The sequence below is a fragment of the Streptomyces sp. NPDC054961 genome (genome assembly GCF_053609145.1).
This window is the reverse complement of record NZ_JBSGWY010000037.1, coordinates 37338-54617: the sequence shown is the minus strand read 5'-3', so window position 1 is coordinate 54617 and position 17280 is coordinate 37338. Positions and strand designations below refer to the sequence as shown.

12 protein-coding genes are annotated in these 17280 nt (G+C 74.9%); 5 read left to right on the top strand and 7 right to left on the bottom strand.

Annotated elements, in window-relative coordinates; all coding sequences use genetic code 11:
- Positions 1-50 precede the first annotated feature (50 nt).
- A complete protein-coding gene (locus ACWF9Z_RS27880) occupies positions 51-1928 on the top strand; it encodes an FAD-dependent monooxygenase (protein ID WP_453606291.1) in 1878 nt (625 codons plus the stop codon).
- Positions 1929-1967: 39 nt separating this feature from the next.
- On the opposite strand, the gene ACWF9Z_RS27875 is transcribed toward ACWF9Z_RS27880, so the two are convergent.
- Entirely contained in the window at positions 1968-3509 is a 1542-nt protein-coding gene (locus ACWF9Z_RS27875) for a hypothetical protein (RefSeq protein WP_453606289.1), read from the bottom strand.
- 183 nt (positions 3510-3692) lie between these two features.
- On the opposite strand from ACWF9Z_RS27875, the gene ACWF9Z_RS27870 reads away from it, so the two are divergent.
- Positions 3693-4763, top strand: a complete 1071-nt coding sequence (locus tag ACWF9Z_RS27870) for an enoyl-CoA hydratase/isomerase family protein (protein WP_453606287.1) — start codon at positions 3693-3695, stop codon at positions 4761-4763.
- A gap of 76 nt (positions 4764-4839) precedes the next feature.
- On the opposite strand, the gene ACWF9Z_RS27865 is transcribed toward ACWF9Z_RS27870, so the two are convergent.
- Positions 4840-5769, bottom strand: a complete 930-nt coding sequence (locus tag ACWF9Z_RS27865) for an SDR family oxidoreductase (protein ID WP_453606286.1) — start codon at positions 5767-5769, stop codon at positions 4840-4842.
- A 198-nt stretch (positions 5770-5967) separates the two neighbouring features.
- Between ACWF9Z_RS27865 and ACWF9Z_RS27860 the strand changes: the two genes are divergently transcribed.
- Positions 5968-7212 carry a cytochrome P450 family protein gene (locus tag ACWF9Z_RS27860; RefSeq protein WP_453606284.1) on the top strand — a complete coding sequence of 415 codons (1245 nt, stop codon included), beginning with the start codon at positions 5968-5970 and terminating at the stop codon, positions 7210-7212.
- A 24-nt stretch (positions 7213-7236) separates the two neighbouring features.
- Here the strand turns inward: ACWF9Z_RS27860 and ACWF9Z_RS27855 are convergent, their stop codons facing one another.
- The gene (locus ACWF9Z_RS27855) at positions 7237-8304 is read right to left on the bottom strand and encodes an alpha/beta hydrolase (protein ID WP_453606282.1); all 1068 of its coding nucleotides are present in this window, start codon (positions 8302-8304) and stop codon (positions 7237-7239) included.
- A 336-nt stretch (positions 8305-8640) separates the two neighbouring features.
- Between ACWF9Z_RS27855 and ACWF9Z_RS27850 the strand changes: the two genes are divergently transcribed.
- On the top strand, positions 8641-9423 hold the full coding sequence (locus ACWF9Z_RS27850; RefSeq protein ID WP_453606281.1) for a hypothetical protein: 783 nt from the start codon (positions 8641-8643) through the stop codon (positions 9421-9423).
- Entirely contained in the window at positions 9420-10499 is a 1080-nt protein-coding gene (locus tag ACWF9Z_RS27845; RefSeq protein WP_453606279.1) for a metallophosphoesterase family protein, read from the top strand. The genes ACWF9Z_RS27850 and ACWF9Z_RS27845 overlap by 4 nt, the downstream gene beginning before the upstream one ends.
- Before the next feature lie 192 nt (positions 10500-10691).
- Here ACWF9Z_RS27845 and ACWF9Z_RS27840 read toward each other — a convergent pair whose 3' ends face one another.
- The 4 genes from ACWF9Z_RS27840 to ACWF9Z_RS27825 all read right to left on the bottom strand — a co-directional run bounded on the left by ACWF9Z_RS27840 (position 10692) and on the right by ACWF9Z_RS27825 (position 17185).
- On the bottom strand, positions 10692-12269 hold the full coding sequence (locus ACWF9Z_RS27840) for a molybdopterin-dependent oxidoreductase (protein WP_453606278.1): 1578 nt from the start codon (positions 12267-12269) through the stop codon (positions 10692-10694).
- Between the two features lie 88 nt (positions 12270-12357).
- Positions 12358-12816, bottom strand: coding sequence for a hypothetical protein (locus tag ACWF9Z_RS27835; RefSeq protein WP_453606277.1), 459 nt, complete (start codon positions 12814-12816; stop codon positions 12358-12360).
- Between the two features lie 199 nt (positions 12817-13015).
- Positions 13016-15460, bottom strand: a complete 2445-nt coding sequence (locus ACWF9Z_RS27830; protein ID WP_453606275.1) for an alpha-N-acetylglucosaminidase TIM-barrel domain-containing protein — start codon at positions 15458-15460, stop codon at positions 13016-13018.
- 12 nt (positions 15461-15472) lie between these two features.
- Positions 15473-17185 (bottom strand): ricin-type beta-trefoil lectin domain protein, encoded by a 1713-nt coding sequence (locus ACWF9Z_RS27825; protein WP_453606273.1) that lies wholly within the window; start codon positions 17183-17185, stop codon positions 15473-15475.
- Positions 17186-17280 lie beyond the last annotated feature (95 nt).

The following is a 17280-nucleotide window of genomic DNA, read 5'->3' as shown; positions in this document are numbered from 1 at the left end:
GCCCCGTACCTGACCGGGCCCCGACCGGGGCCGGGCGCTGGGAGGTTTCCGTGGCGCACGCGCGAACGACCGCCACGACCGACGCCACGGGTACGACCGAGGTGCTGATCGCGGGCGCCGGGCCGGTCGGACTGAGCGCGGCCGCCGAACTGCGCCGGCACGGCGTGAGCTGCCGTCTCGTCGACCGGCTGCCGGCCCGCCTGCCGTACGCGAAGGCCGTCGGCATCCAGCCGCGCACGCTGGAGGTGTGGGACCGGATGGGGCTGGCCCGCACCGTCCTGGAGGCCGCGCTTCCGATGCGGGGACAGCTGATCTACGTCAACGGCCGCCAGCAGGCGCGGGTGGACCTGGTGCTGCCTCCCGAGGTGCCGTACGGATTCGCCGCGCTGCCGCAGTACGAGACGGAGCGCCTCATCGAGGAGTACGTCGCCGGCCTGGGCACGGTCATCGAACGCGGCACCGAACTGCTGTCCTTCACCCAGGACGAGGACGGGGTCACCGCCCGGCTGCGCACCGCCTCCGGCGCCGGGGAGGAGCTGCGCGCCCGCTACCTGATCGGCTGCGACGGGGCGCACAGCACCGTGCGCAAGGGGCTGGGCCTGCGCTTCGAGGGCGACGCGTTCGCCGAGGGGTACATGCTGGCCGACGTGGTGGCCGACTGGGACCTGCCCTACGGATACGGCCTGCGGTCCACGCACCGCGCCGAGGACGGTTCCACCGACGACGTGCTCGTCTGCATCCCGCTGCCCGGCAAGGGCCGCTACCGCATGTCGATGCTGGTCCCGCCCGAACTCGCCGCCCGGGAGGCCGGGCCGGAGTCCGGCCGGGGATCCGCGGGGAATCACGGAGCCGCCGCGCCGGTCGACGGCGACGGCGACGGCGACGGCGTGGCGCACGGCCTGGCGGGCGCGGCGGAGGGAGCGCGCGTGCCCGGACTGCCCCACATCCAGGCCGTCGTCGACCGCCTCGCCCCGCAGCCGGCCACCCTCTCCGGACTGCGCTGGTCCTCCGTGTTCCGCATCAGCCACCGCATCGTCGACCGCTACGGCGAAGGACGCGTCTTCGTCGCGGGCGATGCCGCCCACATCCACCCGCCGACCGGCGCCCAGGGCATGAACACGGGCATCCAGGACGCCTGCAACCTGGCCTGGAAGCTCGCCTTCGTCCTGCGGGGGGCGGCGGGGCCCGCCCTGGTCGCCGGCTACGACGCCGAGCGCCGCCCCGTCGGCGAGGAGGTCGTCGGCCGGACCGTACGGCACGCCAGGCAGGGCATGGAAGCCGACGCCGAGGACCCGGAGACCCTGATGCTCCGTGAGGCCCAGCTGCTCGTCGGCTACCGGGGCGGACCGCTCGCCCCCGGCTCCTCCGGCTCCTCCGGCTCCGCGGCCTCCTCCGGGCCGGCCGGCGCGCCCCGGCCCGGCGACCGGGCCCCGGACTGCGCGGGGCTGACCCAGTCCATCGCCGCCTACTCCTCGCGCCTGTTCGACGTCCTGCGCGGCCGCACGGGGCACGTGGTGCTGCTGTACGCGGCGGACGGCGACGGCGACGTCCTGGCCCGGGCGGCCGACGCCGCCGAGCGGATCCGGACGGCGGGTACCGAGCCGCCGTCCGACGGCGGCGCGACCGCCCCGGCGGACGTCCCCGCGGGCCCCTCCGCGGGCCCCTCCGCCCCGGGGGCCACCGGCGGCCCGCTCCCCGGGACCGGTCCGCGGACCGTCGCCGTCCTCGCCCGCGAGGCCGCGCCCGCGGCGTCCGAGGCCCTGACCGTCGCCGTGTACCGGGACGCGGCCGGAGAGTTCGCCCGGCTCTACCGCCCCGAGGGCCCGACGGGCTTCGTCGTGCGCCCGGACGGCTACCTCGCCGCCCGCTTCCCGCTCGCCGACACGGCGGCGGCCCTCGCCGGATACCTGGCGGTCCTGTCGGGCTAGATCTGGGTGGGGCTAGCCCAGGCCTGGCCCAGGCCGGGGCTAGGTCTTCTCCTTCAGCCGGCGCACGACCTCCTCGGAGAGGCGCCGTTGCAGTTCGGCGAGCTGCTCGGGGGTGTAGCCGGTGAGGTCGCCGCCGGGCGCCGCGGCCCCGTCCTCCTTCGGTTTCTGTTTCTCGCGCTCCCGGCGCTGGAGCTCCTGCTCCTCCGGCGAGCCGGGCGCCGCGTACGCGCACCGGATGAGTCCGCCGTCGGCGGCCTTCAGACAGGTCGCCTCCCGGCCGTCCACCTGCCCCCGGCCCTCCACCCGGTACCGGATGTTCTGCTCGCTGCCCACGGTGGCGGTCCAGGTGCTGCCTCCGGTGGGCACGAGCTCGAACACCCTGTCGTCGTTGTAGCAGCAGACGTCCCGGTACTCGGCCTTGATCAGGGCGACGAGCGCCTTCGGCGACGACCACGTCGGACTGAGCCGGTGGATGGTCATCGGGGCCAGCCCGCCGCCCCGGTGGCGGGTCGGAACGGTCGAGACGGCCACGACCGAGCTGGCCTCCCCCTGCGGGGTCAGCGGCGTGACGTACGCGCTGCGCCCGCTCTTGTCGCGGTACTGGAGGGTGAACTCCGACTCGTTGCCTTCGTTGGCGCCGTCCTCGGAGGCGTCCCAACCGCTGCGCTCGTACCACCAGTCGGCGAAACTGCCGACCGCGGCCGTGCCCTCCCGCTGCCGGGCCGCGAGACTCAGCGGATAGGACGGTCCGGGCACGGAGGTCGTGTCCTCGGTGATCGTGAGTCTGCCGGTCCGCCCGTCGTACAGCGCGAGTCCGGCGGGCCGTTCGGTCACCACCAGGGTTCCGGTCTGCCGCTTGAGCGGGACGGCCACGACCGGGACACCGTCCGAGCAGGTCACGTAGGCGTCGCCCGCGTCGAAGCGGACCCAGCGCCTCTCGGCCGAGATCTTCCGGCCCAGGTTGTGCCCGAACCAGCCGCCGATCCGGGCGTCCGCCTTCTCCACGTCGAACGAACAGCGTTCCTGCGTCCGGCTGTTGCCGCCGAGCGGGACGTCCTGGACCAGCCCGACCTCGTACCCGGACAGCCAGCCGCGCCGTTCGACCAGCGTCGCGAACCGGTCCGAGTCGGGGAGGTAGGTGATGTCGGATATCTCGCCGGTGACGTCGCCGAGATGGGGCGCGGCCTGCGCCTTCCCGACCACGTAGGGCGCCCGGGCGGACAGTTCGGGCACCGCCTCCGTCACGACCCGTACGTCGTGCATGTACGCGCGGTCCTGGAGGTAGGCGCCGTACACCAGCCACCACACCGCCAGGCCGAGGCCGAGCACGCCGGCCAGACATCCGACGGCCGCCGCCGCGCCGCCTTCGCCCGCCGCGGCGCCCGCGTCGCTCCGGCGCCGCCGAACGGTCCGGACGAGCAGCCAGGGCAGCCCGACGAGGGCGAAGGCCAGCAGGGGCACGGCCAGCCAGGAGAGGAGCTTGCGCAGCTCCCACACCACGATCGTGGTGTAGTACGAGCCGTACCAGACGGCCAGACCGGCCAGAAGTACCGGTAACCCCACCCGCAGTGTGCGGCCCATCAGCGCCCCCCGACGTCAGTCGCTCGATTGTGTACCCCGCGCTGGCGCTTGTCAGTCGCTCGGCCCCGGTGGTCTCCCGGACGGGCCGCCCCGGGCCGCCCCGGGGCGCGCGGGGGCGCGCGGGGGCGGGCCTCCCACCCGGCCGCCCGCGCGGCGTTTTCCTCGCCCTTCATACTGGCCGGTGTGAACACCGAAGACGCCGCCCGCGCTGACACCCGCGCCGCCACCCGAGCCGACAGCCCCGGGGACGCCGTGCTGTGCTCGGTCGAGGGCCGGACCGGGATGATCACCCTCAACCGCCCCAAGGCCCTCAACGCCCTCACCCACCCCATGGTGCTGGCCATCACCGAGGCCCTGACCGGCTGGGAGGGGGATCCGGGCGTCGACCAGGTGCTCCTGCGCGGTGCGGGCGAGCGGGGGCTGTGCGCCGGCGGGGACATCCGGGCGATCCACGACGACGCCAAGGCCGGGACCGGGGCCTCGGCCGGCTTCTGGCGCGACGAGTACCGCCTCAACGCGTACATCGCCCGCTACCCCAAGCCCTACGTCGCCCTCATGGACGGCATCGTGATGGGCGGAGGGGTCGGCGTCTCCGCCCACGGCAGCGTCCGCGTCGTCACCGAACGCTCCCGGGTCGCCATGCCCGAGACCGGCATCGGCTTCGTCCCGGACGTGGGCGGCACCCATCTGCTCGCGCGGGCCCCGGGCCTGCTCGGTACGCACCTCGCCCTCACCGGGTCGGCGGTGTCGGCCGCGGACGCGCTGCTGTGCGGGCTCGCCGACCACTTCGTACCCGCCGGCCGGCTGTCCGCGCTGACCGCCGACCTGGCGCTCGCCCCCGCCCACGAGGTACTGGCACGCCACGCCGCGACCCCCGAGCCCGGCCGGCTCGCCGAGTGGCGGGGCTGGATCGACCACTGCTACGCGGCGGGAACCGTCGAGGAGATCGTCGAGCGGCTGCTCGCGCAGGGCGACCCGGCGGCCAAGGAGGCCGCCGAGACGATCCTCGCCAAGTCCCCGACCGCGCTCAAGGTGACCCTGGAGGCGGTGCGCAGGGCCGGCGCGCTCGGCGATCTGGAGGCGGTGCTCGACCAGGAGTTCCGGGTCTCCTGCCACGGGCTGACCTCGCCCGACCTGGTGGAGGGCATCCGCGCCCAGGTCATCGACAAGGACCGCAGCCCGCGCTGGTCCCCGGCCACCCTCGGCGAGGTCACCGCGCAGGACGTGGCCCGCTTCTTCGCCCCGCTGGCCTGACCGGGCGCGGGCGCGGGCCCGCGCGGGGGCGTGCCCGCCCGCGCTCCGCCCGCCCCCGCCCCGCCCCCGGCGCGGATCAGCGGTAGCCGGTGGCGTCCGCCGGACGGTCCGGGTCCTGGACCTCGACCATGTAACGCCAGGCGTCCGGCCGGCTGCCGTCGACGTCGGTGAAGCCGTAGACCCCGGCGAGCTGTCCGCTGGAGAGCGACCGGCCGTTCCAGCGGGCCACTTCCGGGTCGGTCGCCAGCGCCGCGACGGCGCGGCCCACGTAGAACGGGGTCTCCGAGATGCCGAAGTGCGGGACCTTCTCCAGGGCGTCCCGCCAATTCGCCTCGGAGACACCGAAGTGGTCCAGCATCATCTCCGAGCGCAGCCAGCCCGGAGTCAGCGCCACCGCCGTGGCCCCGCGCGGTCCCACCTCGTGCCCGAGCGCGAACGCCATGCGCAGCACCGCCGACTTGGCGATGTCGTAGAAGAACGAGACCCGGTAGCGGCTCGCGTTGTACTCCGCCGTGCCGTCCGTCATCTCCACCACCAGCCCGCCCGGCTCGCGCAGCAGCAGGGGGAGCGCGAAATGGCTGGTGACGGCGTGGGTCTCCACCGCGAGGCGCAGCAGGCGCAGTCCGTTGTCCAGGTCGTGCTCCCAGACCGTGCTCTCCCACTCGAAGAGCCGCTCTCCGCCCCAGATGTCGTTCACCAGCACGTCGAGGCGGCCCCGCTCGGCGTCGATCCGGCCGACCAGCGCCTCGACCTCGGCGGGCACCAGATGGTCCGCGACCACCGCGATGCCCCGGCCGCCCGCCGCCGTGACCAGTTCGGCCGTCTCCTCGATCGTCTCCGGGCGGTCGTACTCGGAGCGCCGGCCGCGGGTGCTGCGCCCGCTCACGTACACGGTCGCGCCCCGCGCGCCCAGTTCGACCGCGATGCCCCGCCCCGCGCCCCGGGTCGCCCCGGCCACGAGCGCGACCTTGCCTTCGAGCGTCCGCCGCCCCGCTGTCTCCGTCATGGCGGCGACCCTACGGCGCCCGCGTGCGGCGGGGACGGAACGGCGCGGCGCGTCGTGGCGGAGCGATGCCGCGGCGCGGCGCCGCCGGCGGGGCGTCCGGGTGCCCCTTTCCTGGACGGGGCGGGGCAGGACTTGAACAACCCGCCCCCCAGGCCGCACTGTTGGCCGAGATCCGTCCATATCGTCAGGAGATCCGGTTTGTCCTCCGATCACGCACGCGCGCACGTCATCGACCCCGCCGGCGGCTGCCCGCACGCCCTCAACGCCCGGCTGCGGGCCCAGGGCCCCGTAGCCGAGGTGGTCCTGCCCGGAGGTGTACCGGGCGCGGTCGTCCTCGGGCACGAGGCGCTGAAGGAGTTCCTCGCCCACCCCGACGTGGCCAAGGACGCCCGGCACTTCCCGGCCCTGCACGACGGCACCATCGCGCCGGACTGGCCGCTGCGGGTCTTCGCCAACGCCCAGGGCATGCACACCGCGGACGACGCCGACCACCGCCGGCTGCGCTCCCTGGTGGGCAACGCCTTCACCGTCCGCCAGGTGGAGCGGCTGCGCCCCCGGATCGAGGAGCTGACGGCCGCGCTGCTGGACGACCTGGGCCGGGCGGCCGCCGAAGCCCCCGACGGGGTCGCGGACTTGCGCACGCACTTCGCGCTCCCGCTCCCGATGAGCGTGATCTGCGAACTGCTCGGGGTGGATCCCGAGCACCGGGGGCGGCTGCACGAGCTGTCGAACACGGTCATCATCGCGACCGACACCACCCCGGCCGAGGTCATGGCGGCCGTGCGGGAGCTCGTCGAGCTGATCGGCGCCATCGCCGCCGCCCGCCGGGCCGCCCCGGGCGAGGACCTGACGAGCGCCCTGATAGCGGCCCGCGACGGCGACGGGGACCGGCTCAGCGAGGCCGAACTCACGGGCACCATGCGGCTGATGCTGGTCGCCGGACACGAGACGACCCTCAACCTGATCAGCAACGCCGTACGCGCCCTGTGCACCCACCGCGACCAGCTCGCGCTGGTCCTGGAAGGGAAGGCCACCTGGTCGGACGTGGTCGACGAGACCCTGCGCTTCGACGGCCCGGTCAGCTGGTTCCCGTTCCGCTACCCGACCCGCGACCTGACCGTGGGCGGGACGGTGATCCCGCAGGGCACCCCGGTCCTCGCCGGCTACACGGCGGCCGGCCGCGACGAGGCCTTCCACGGACCCGACGCCGACCGCTTCGACGTCACCCGTGCCACCGCGGCCCGCAACCTCTCCTTCGGCCACGGCGCCCACTACTGCGTCGGCGCCCCGCTCGCCCGGCTGGAGGCCACCACCGCCCTGGAGGCCCTCTTCACCCGTTTCCCGGACCTCGACCTGGCGGTACCCGAAGCCGGACTCCCGCACCAGCGCAGCTTCATCGGCAACAGCGTGGAGGCGCTGCCGGTCCGGCTGGCGCGGCGGTAAGGGGGCTCCGCCGGCGGCCTTCGCCTACGGGCCCCGCGGCGGGGAGATCTCCGTGCTCAGCCATCCCAGGGCGTCCGGGTACATCCCGGTCCAGGTCTGGAAGTTGTGGCCGCCCTGCGGGCGGACCAGGGTCTTGACCCGGACGCCGGAGCCCTCGGCGGCCTTGGCGAAGGCGGCCAGCTGCGGCACCGGGCTGTCCTTGTCCTGCGCGGAAGTAGCCAGGAACAGCCCGACGTCCGCCTTCTTCGTGTGCGCGACCAGCCACATCGGGCTGTTGCGCTCCCGCAGCACCGGATCGGTGAGCACGTCCGGATCCCCGGTCAGCGGATCGGGGTCCAGGGCGGCGCCCGCCCGGAACACCCGCGGGTACTGGAGCGGAAGCTTGGCCGCGCAGAACGCCCCGGTCGAGATGCCCATCAGGCCCCATCCCGCGGGCTCGGGAAGGGTGCGGAACTTCTTGGCGACCAGTTCCGGCACGTCCCGCGCGAGCCAGTCGGCCAGCTTGCGCCGCGGGGTGTTGGTGCAGTCCGTGTTCACCCCGCCCGGGTACAGCTCGGGCATCACCAGGATGAACGGGGAGGCCGCGCCCAGCCGGACGAGCTCCTCCAGCGCCCCCGGCATGCCGCCGACGTCGATCCAGCTGCGCGGCGAGCCGGGGTAACCGTGCAGGAGCATCAGTACGGGGAACCGGGTCCGGTCCGCGCCCGGGGCGTCGTACTCCGGGGGAGTCCAGACGATCACCTGGCCGGCGAGCTTCGAACGGGAGCCGCGGAAGTACGTGCTGCGGGTCCCGTCGCCGCCCAGGGTGAAGGTGGCCCGGCCGGGCGGCGGACCGGTCATCGCGGAGTCGTTCTGCCCGGCGTCGGTGCCCAGCAGATCGTCCCAGGAGGAGTACAGGCCGTAGCTCCCGTTGATCCAGGTGGCCACCACGCAGATGGCGGTGAGCTGGCACAGGGCGATCATCACCAGCCGGGCCGGCCAGCGCACCCAGCCCGGACCGGGGACCCGGTTCCACAGGAGCAGCGCGCCGAGCACGGCCAGCGCGGTGACGACGATCAGCGTGGTGAGGAACGACGTACTGGTCAGCTCCACTGCGCCGGCTCCTGACGTGCGGGACCCTCGGACGGTTGATGACGGAGAATCCTGAATTGACGGAGAATCCCTGAAATGTACGGCGCCCGCCGCCCCGGAGGGGCGTGGGGCGCAGCCGTGTCGGGGGTGCGCGACGGGGGCCCGTCCCACGGGTCCAGCGGCTCTGCAGGTCAGGACGGTGGACCTGGGGTAGATTCACCGCCTGTTCACCGGCACGACACCCGGGATTTCGTACGCGCGGGTGCCGTATGTGGCATGATCGACGGGGATATGCGGAATACTCCGAAAAAGGCGAATCGCCGGATTCATTCCGGAATGCGGGTGCGGGTGGCATCGGTGGCTTCGGCGCGCGCGGCCTACCAGGTCAAGCTGCTGCTCGATCCGGACCACGTGCTGGACGCCGAGGGCCTGCCCACGGCGGCGGCGGCCGCCGCACTGTCCCTCGGCGCGCCCGGCCGGGTCGAGGTCGCCCAGTACGTGGACGACGCCGGGCAGAGCCTCAACGGCCAGGGCTGGATCGTCCGCATCCGGCGTCACGACGACGAGAACCGGATCCGCCTCGCCTACAAGGCCCGCTTCGAGATCGAGGGCGACGGGGCGGAGCCGGCCGCCGTGCGCCGGGTCATGGACCGGGCGAGCCTGCACAACTTCGGAGCCGGGGACGCGAACTACACCGTCCAGGTGAATCTCAGCCACACCCGCGCCACCCTCGACTTCACCAACAAGAAGTGCCGCCCGGTGCCGGGCCTGGCTCCCGGAGAGCTTCCCGGACTGGACGCGTCGCGCGCCCTCGTCCTGGACCGGCTCCCCGGAAAGCTGGCCAAGTGGGGTGCGAAACCGGCCGGTTGGGCGGAGTCGGTCACCGCTTCGTCCCGTCTCCACGGTCCCGTGAGGCAGGCCAACTATCCTGGCCGCATGCTCGACCACGTGATGGAGACACAAGTCAGCCGGCTGCGCACCGCGACCGGCGAGCTGGCCTGGTTCACCGAGATCACCGCCAAGGCGCGCACCCTGCGGGGAGCCGTCGAGCTGCGTTCCGACCTGATGGGCAAGTTGCGGGCCGAGGGCTGGCTGCTGGAGCGCGACGCCTTCAAGACCGACCTCATCCTCGGCCGGTGAAGGTCCCCGCCACAGGGCCGATACCCGGTCCGGCGCCCGCCGTGTCACCCGGCCCGGTGCCCGCTCCGGCTCCCGCCCCGTCGTCCGGCCCGGTCCGTGTGGCCCACCTGGCCGACCTGCACATAGGGTCCGTGCTCCGCGGGCTGGCCGACCATCGCGGGGCGCCGGCCATAGACCCGCGCGAGGCTCCGTACGAGGCCCTGCGCGCGGCCGTGCGCCACATCGTCGAGGGCGGCTTCGACGCGGTGCTCGTCGCCGGCGACGTCTTCGACCGCCGCCACGCCGACGCCCGGGCGCTGGCCGCCTGCCAGGACGCGCTCGGCGCCTTCCACGAAGCCGGGCTGTACACGGCGGTGGTCTCGGGCAACCACGACGCGGAGACCCCGCTCCCGCACAAACTGCACCTCCCGCCGTCCGTGCACTGGTTCGGCGCCGACGCCCCCGAATCGGTGTCCTGGCCGAGCCTCGGCGTCACCGTGCACGGCCGGTCCGTGGCGGACCCCGACGAGCGGCGCGACCTCGCCGCCGGATACCCGCGCCGGGTCCCCGGCACCGTGAACATAGGGCTCCTGCACACCAGCCTGCACGGGGCCTGGAGCCGCCGGATCTGCGCGCCGACCACCCCCGCGACGCTGGAGCGCGCCGGGTACGACTACTGGGCGCTCGGCCACGTCCACCACCGTCTGGTCCCGGGCGCGGGCGCCTTCGCGGTGTACCCGGGCAACGCGCACGCGCGGGGCCCCGGCGAGCCGGGCGGACGCGGCTTCACCGAGCTCCTCATCGACGTGGACGCCGCCGTCGACGCGGATCCGGAGGACACCGCCGGCGCGCGCGCCCGGATCGGGATCCGGCCGGTGGACACCGCCCCGGTGCGCTACGAGACCCTGCACCTGCCGTACGAGGCGACCGCCGAGGCCGAACTGCCGGAGCGGTTCGCCGGCGTGCCGCAGCCGCCCGCCGGCGGCGCCGTCGTCTGGACCCTCAGCGCCGCCACCCCGCCGGCGCTCCTCCACCGGGCCCGCGCCCTGGCCGGCCCGGGCGCCATGGTCTGCCCCGCCGAGGTCCCGGCCGCCTGACGCGGCCCGCGGCCGCCCGCACGGCAGGCCCGCGGCCCAGCTGCTTCCGAGGCCGCAAGGATCCCGCCCCGGCCCGGAAGCGCCGCGCCGCGGGCCCGGGCCGTCCGGCCGTCCGGGCCGTCCGGCCGTCCGGGCCGTCCGGCCGTCCGGGCCGTCCGGCCGTCCGGGCGTCCGGGCCCGTCCCGCTCCGGGCTACCGCCCCGAGACCGACACGGACACCGCGTGCCAGCCGGTCGCCCCGTCGGGGACGGTCGCCGCACGTTCCCCCGTCTGCACGGCGCCCGTGCCGTCGGTGGCGCGGACCTCCAGGACGTGCCGCCCAGGCGTCGCCTCCCACGGCCACACCCACTGGCGCCAGGTGTCGTTCCCGTCGGCCTCCCCGAGCCGGGCCTCCCGCCACCGGCCCGCGTCCACCCGTACCTCGACCCGGGCGATGCCCCGGTGCTGCGCCCAGGCCACCCCGGCGACCGCCACCCGGCCGGGCGCGAGCCCGGCGCCGGAGCGCGGGGTGTCGATGCGCGACTGGGTCTTGACCGGTGCCCGCGGGGCCCACGACCGGCGCACCCAGTACGCGTCGTACGCGTCGAAGGTGGTGAGCCGCAGCTCGCTCAGCCACTTGCACGCGGAGACGTAGCCGTACAGGCCCGGCACGACCATCCGTACGGGGAAGCCGTGCTGGAAGGGGAGCGGCTCGCCGTTCATCCCGACGGCCAGCAGCGCCTCGCGGCCGTCCAGCACGGTCTCGACGGGGGTGCCGAGGGTCATCCCGTCCACCGAACGCGCCACCAGCTGGTCGGCCGGACCGCCCTGCGAGGGCGGGCGGACCCCCGCCTCGCGCAGCAGGTCGGCGAGGCGCACGCCGAGCCAGCGGGCGTTGCCCGCGTACGGGCCGCCGACCTCGTTGGACACGCAGGTGAGGGTGATGTCGTGCTCGACCAGCGGGCGGGCGAGCAGCTCCCGCAGGCCGAGGGTGAGGGGCGCGTCCACTCCGTCGCCGTGGATGAGCAGCCGCCAGGAGTCCGCGTCCACGCGCGGGACGACCAGGGCGGTGTCCACGCGGTAGAAGTCCGCGTTCGGGGTGACGAAGCGGGAGAGCCCGGGAATCCGCAGGTCCGCGCCGGCCGGCAGCGGCGGCGCGGGCGCGGCGGGCCGGGGCAGGACGAGGTCCGCCCGGGAGGCGGTGGCTCCCGCCGATCCGAAGGCCCCGAGCCGGCGCCCGGCGTACCCGGCCCCGGCCGACAGGGCCACGACGGCGAGGGCGAGGCGGCCGAAGCGGCGCCGGTCCAGGCCCTCGGCACCGGGCCGGGGGTCGGGCCGTCGCACCGCCGTGACCAGCAGGTTCAGGACCACGGCGGCCGCCAGGCCGCCCGCGAGCGAGGGCAGCGCGTCCTTGAAGCCGGCTTCCGGCCGGCTGAGCGCGGCCGCCGCGCCGGCCACGCCGAAGGCCGCCGCGAGCGCGATCCCCGCCGGCCGGTGCCGTACGGCGAGCAGCCCGGCCGCCATCGCGACGCAGGCCAGGAGGAGGACGATCCCGAGGGTCAGGACCAGCTTGTCGGCCGTGCCGAACTGGCGGATCGCCCATTCCTTGAGGGCGGCCGGGGTGCGGTCCACCACGGCCCCGCCGACGGCGGTGACGGGGGAGGCCTCGGGCCGTACGGCCACCGCGGCCAGCTCCGCCACCGCCAGTCCGGCGAAGGCGGCGACCAGCCCGCTGACGGCGCCGAGCGCGTACGGCCGCGGCCGCCCCGGGTCCGCTTTCGTACCGGACATCTCGGGATCACCGCCCGTCGCAGGAGCCGCCGTTCAGCCGTGTGGGTTCCAGTGTGACTCCGCGGGGGGCGGTGAGGCGGTGGCGCGGTCAGGCGCGAGGGCGGCCGGCCCGCTCCGCGGCCCGCCGGGCCATGGCCTCCAGGTAGTGCTCCGCACCGGATGAACCCGTTGCGCCGGATGAGCCGGATGGGCCGGATGGGCCCGAGGTGCCCGGGGTGCCCGGCGCGGCGGGTGCGCCCGGCGCGGCCGCCCGGCGGGTGGCGCTCTCCCCGCGCTTGCGCAGTTCCACCACCCCGTCGGTGAGCCGCTCCCGCAGGTCGGACCGGCGCGGGCCGTCCGGCGCCCGGTCCGCCGTGGGCCGGGCTAACCGGTCGGGGGCGGCGCGTCCGGGACCGGCCGCCCCGGCGGCTCCGGCGGCTCCGGCGGCGAGGAGCGTCAGCAGCTCCAGCGTCGCGGAGGGCCGGTCCTCCGCGTCGGTCTGGGACCTGTTGCTCTCGGGCCTGTCGGTCTCGGGCCTGTCGGACCGGGACAGGTCGGTCTGGGACATGGCGGGCGCTCCCGGCGTCGGAAGGAGCGGCCGCCGGATCGCTCCGCCGGCCGCCCTTGATCGATTTCCGACAGTGAACCGAGCGCTCCGCTCCTCCGGCCGGAGGACGGCTCGCGGCTCCCTCGGGGGAGTGGGGAGATTCCCGCCTGAGGGTGAAGATCACATCATGACCCGCTCTCCGCCGGGGGCGTGGCGCAGGTCATCCGGCCTGGGGAAGGGTGGCCGCGACGGCGGCCGCCAGGTCGTACGGATCGCCACGGGGCCGGTCCGGATGGCGGGTGGTGAGCCGTGCCCAGCCCTCCTCGAAGGCATGCCAGTCGATCGCCTTCGGCGCGGCCCGGCGCACCAGCGCCTCCTCCAGCGAGGTGAAGTAGGCCGACCAGCGCCGTGCGTACAACTCGCCGACCAGGCCGCCCCATTCGCGGTTCGCGTAGTCGTGCAGGAAGCCGCCCTCGCTGGTGCTCTGCCGGCCCCACACGCTCAGGATCGAGCGGGCGTCGTACTCGTACCGGTCCTGCTCGGCCCGGTCCGCGCCGTGCGAGCGGGCCGCCGACAGCCAGGTGCCGAGTAGGAAGTTCGGGTCGGATCCGACGAGTTCGTCCAACTGCCGCTCACGATCGGCCCATTCGGCGGTCAGTTCGCGGAACAGGGCCAGGTTCCCGGCCTCGTAGGCCGTCTTGACGCGCGGCAGCAGCACCCGCGCGTGGTTGGCGAGCGCCTGCCGGGCGGTGTCCACCAGGTCGAAGCGGTAGGCGCTGGAGCCGCGCAGACGCGGATCCACCTTGAGCAGGTGGTCCAGCGCCCGGCGTACCGAACCGGCGGGATAGCGCATCGACTTGGGGCTCCAGTAGGCCGCCCCCGTCGCCGTCAGGCTCGGCCGGGCCGTGAACAGGCTGTCCTGGGACTCCGACCACAGTCCCGAGGAGGTGCTGTACGGGCCCTTGCGCAGCTCCTCCCACGCCGCCGAGGCCTCGGTGTCCGGGCGCCCGTACCGCCGGCCCGCGAAGTCGGCGAACCACTTCCGCTGGTCGACCGGGCCCGGCTCCCACGCCAGGTCGGTGAACAGGTCGAAGGCCGCCGGGTTGGTCCCCGTGGCCTCCGGCAGATAGGCGATGCCGGTCAGCGCGCTGGCGCTCTTGCCCCGCCAGGACGTGAACCGCTCGAGCCACACGGAGGTGTTCGCGCCGATCGTCGTGTGCCCGCCGAAGTTGTAGATCGTGCCGAGCGCGTACGGGGCGCCGCCCCAACGGGTCTCGCGGTCCAGGCGGTTGTACCGGTCCGACAGCCCGTCCAGGATCAGCAGCTTCGAGGTGTCCACCCCGGCCAGCAGCTCCTTCGTCGGATCGTCCTGCCATCCCAGCACCGCCCACAGCGCACCGGGATGGGCCGCCCACAGGGCCTGCTGCACCGCCCCGGCGGCCTCCTTCACGTCCACCGAGCCGGTCTGGCCGCCCTCGTGCAGCGGGCTCATCCGGTACATGGTGCTGTCCCCGAACAGCGAGCGCTGTTCGGCGTAGAAGGCGGCGGCCAGCTCGGCGAAGACCGGGGAGACCGGGTCCAGCCAGTCGGGCCGGTCGAAGCCCGCCCAGTCGCCCTGCGGCACCGTCCTCGCGCCCGGGTTGCGTGCGGCGAAGGACGGCGGCACGGTCCCGAAGTAGCCCGGCAGCACCGGGGTCATGCCCAGGCCGCGCAGCTGCTCGGCGATCCGTCCGCCCAGCTCGGCACGCTCGCTCATCAGCCGCTCGGTGACCGGACCGCCGAATCCGCTCAGGTTCTGCAGCAGCCACCAGCTCTGGTGGCCGGGGCCGGGGATCCACTCCCGCAGCTCCGCGGCGGTGTAGCCGAAGCGCTGGAGCGCCCGGTAGTACGCGTACTCGGCGCCGACCTGGACGAACACCTCGTTGATGCCGTGCAGGGCGAGCAGGTCGATCTGGCGCTGGTGCTGCTCGAAGGTGCGGTACGGGCCCGCGTACCCGTCGTCGGTGTCGTTCAGCGCGTACCGGTGCCGTACCTGCGCGCTGCGGGTGACCGGCGCGGGCACGGCGGGCAGCCGGGCGGGCAGCATGCCGATGCTGTCGCCCGGCCAGCCGATGTCGGCTCCGGCGACGTGCTGGAGGTACCAGCCGACCCCGGTGAGCAGGGTGGCTCCGGTGGAGCCCCGGACGGTGATCGCGCCGGCGGTTCCGGACACGGTGAAGGTGTCGGCGCCGGTGCCGGCGTCGGGCAGCAGCGTGAACTGCGCCGCGTGCCGCGGCAGCAGCCGTTCCAGTGCGGCCCGTGCCGGGGCGGCGTCGAAGGTGCGCGGGCGGGGCGCCGTCCGCGCGGGGTCCCGTACGTCCCGTGCCGGTTCCCGGGGCGCTCCGGCCCGGACGGTGACCGGGGCGGCGGATCCGGCGGGGGGCCGGACGGCGCGGGCGGCCGCCCCGGGGGAGGCCCCGGCGACCGCCAGGGTCAGCAGGGCCGCGGGCAGCGCGGCCAGGGTGGCCCGGCGGCGCATCCGCCCGGCCCGGCCGCTTCGTGGGTTCCGGCCCGGCATGCGCGTCCTCGTCTCGGTCGGGGCGGGTGGCTCGGCGGCACGCGGCCGCCGGGCGGTGTCCGTCGGCTCGGCAGCCCTCGTCGGCTCGGCCGCGATCTGCTTCCTCATGCGCGCGGGCCGTCAGGCCGGGAGGGACCAGGCCTGGTCGACCCGGTGTTCGCCGCAGGCGGTCAGCCGCAGCCGCTCGGCCGGGACGCCCGGTTCGGCGGGGGCGGCCGCGGAGGCGGGGGCCGTCAGGCAGAGCCCTCCGGCGTCCTCGACCAGTGCGCCGTCGCGGCGGTGCGTCCAGCTCTGCCCCGGCGCGCGGCGGTGGCCGGAGGAGCAGTCGGCCAGTTCCACCCGGCCGTCCGCGCCCGCGGACAGGCATTCTCCCGCCAGCCGCAGGCTGCCGTCGCGGTGCAGGGTCCAGCGCTGGTCGGGCGCTCCCGTGCAGGCGCCCATCACCACGGCGCCGACCCCGGTGGTGCTCGCCCCGTCGGCGCAGGCGGCGCCCTGGCGGGGCCCCTGGCCGGTGATCTGCCCGGTGGGCAGCGTCCGGGCGCAGCCGCCGCGCGGGGCGAGCCGCCAGACGGCCGTGTCGTGGGCGGCCACCGTCCCGGTCAGCGCGTCGGAGACCTCGCGGGCCTGCCCGCTCCACAGGTCCTTCGCGTCGACCGTGCAGGAGGGCAGCCCGATCTCGTCGAGCGGCACCCGGACCTCGCGGGAGTTGCCGGACCGGTTGAGGACGGCCACGGCGCGGTCCCCGTCGGCGAGCGGCCGCACCAGGATGTCGAAGGTGGCGTTGGAGGAGACCACCGTGCCCTGGCGGCCCATCGGGTCCTGGTCCAGAGCGATCAGATCGGTGTTGCCGAGGGCGGCGAGCCCGGCCGGGCTCAGCTCGGACACCTGCGAGGACAGGATGAACGGGGCGGCCATCATGGCCCACAGCCCGACCTGGCTGCGGCTCTCCGCGGCGGTGAGACCGGGGGCGCCCGCGATCAGGAAGTCGGGGTCGTTCCAGTTGCCGGGGCCCGCGTACCGGCCCAGCCAGCGGTTGTAGCCGTAGTTGCCCAGGACCGAGCTCCACCGCGAGGTGTCCGGCGCGGCCGGCTTGTACACCTTGATGTCCCGGCCCTCGCGCCACAGCTGGCCGGTCTCGCCGACCCAGCCGAGCACCTTGTGCCAGTCGGAGCCGCCCCATTCGCCCTGCTGGAAGTAGGCGGGCGCGGAGGCGGACAGGACCATGTCCCGGCCGCTGTCGCGCAGCGCCCTGGCGACGGAGTTGTAGGCGTCGCGGTAGGCCTGCTCCTTGGTGGAGCCCTCGGGCACCCACAGGTTGCAGCCGTCCATCTTGACGTAGTCGACGGCCCAGGAGGCGAACTGCCGGGCGTCGCGCGCGTAGTGGTCCGGCCCGCCGCCCTCGGGGGAACCGCTGCCCGGGTAGCGCTCGCAGGTGAGGTGTCCGGCGTCCTCGTAGATGCCGAACTTCAGCTTCCGCGCGTGCAGGTACTCGCCGAGCCAGGCCATGCCGTGCGGGAACTTCGCCGTGTCGACGACGAGATTCCCGTCCGTGTCCCGGCTCTTGGTCATCCAGCAGTCGTCGACGGTGACCGTGTCGTAGCCCTTGGCGGCGAGACCGGTGGAGACGAGCGCGTCCGCGTTCGCCACGACCTTGGCCTCGTCGATGTCGCACATGTAGTGCGCCCAGTTGTTCCACCCCATGGGCGGCGTGAGCGCGAGCGGAGTGTCCGAGGTCGCCTTGGGCTCGGCCGCCACGGGGGCGGGGGAGAGCGCGAGGGCGAGCACGGCGGCCGCGGTCAGACAGGGGAGCGACGCACGCAGGCGAGGCGGCACGGAGTCTCCTTGACGTGGGGGCTGTCGAGGGCTCAGTGCAGCGGTGTGACTACCCGCTGTCAACACAAGGCGACTGTTATTGCCCAATGACCAGC

Excerpts from the sequence above, each read along its gene's own strand:
- ACWF9Z_RS27875 (WP_453606289.1), bottom strand. The coding sequence starts at position 3,509 with ATGGGCCGCACACTGCGGGTGGGGTTACCGGTACTTCTGGCCGGTCTG.
- ACWF9Z_RS27840 (WP_453606278.1), bottom strand. The coding sequence starts at position 12,269 with ATGTCCGGTACGAAAGCGGACCCGGGGCGGCCGCGGCCGTACGCGCTC.
- ACWF9Z_RS27865 (WP_453606286.1), bottom strand. The coding sequence starts at position 5,769 with ATGACGGAGACAGCGGGGCGGCGGACGCTCGAAGGCAAGGTCGCGCTC.
- ACWF9Z_RS27835 (WP_453606277.1), bottom strand. The coding sequence starts at position 12,816 with ATGTCCCAGACCGACCTGTCCCGGTCCGACAGGCCCGAGACCGACAGG.
- ACWF9Z_RS27830 (WP_453606275.1), bottom strand. The coding sequence starts at position 15,460 with ATGAGGAAGCAGATCGCGGCCGAGCCGACGAGGGCTGCCGAGCCGACG.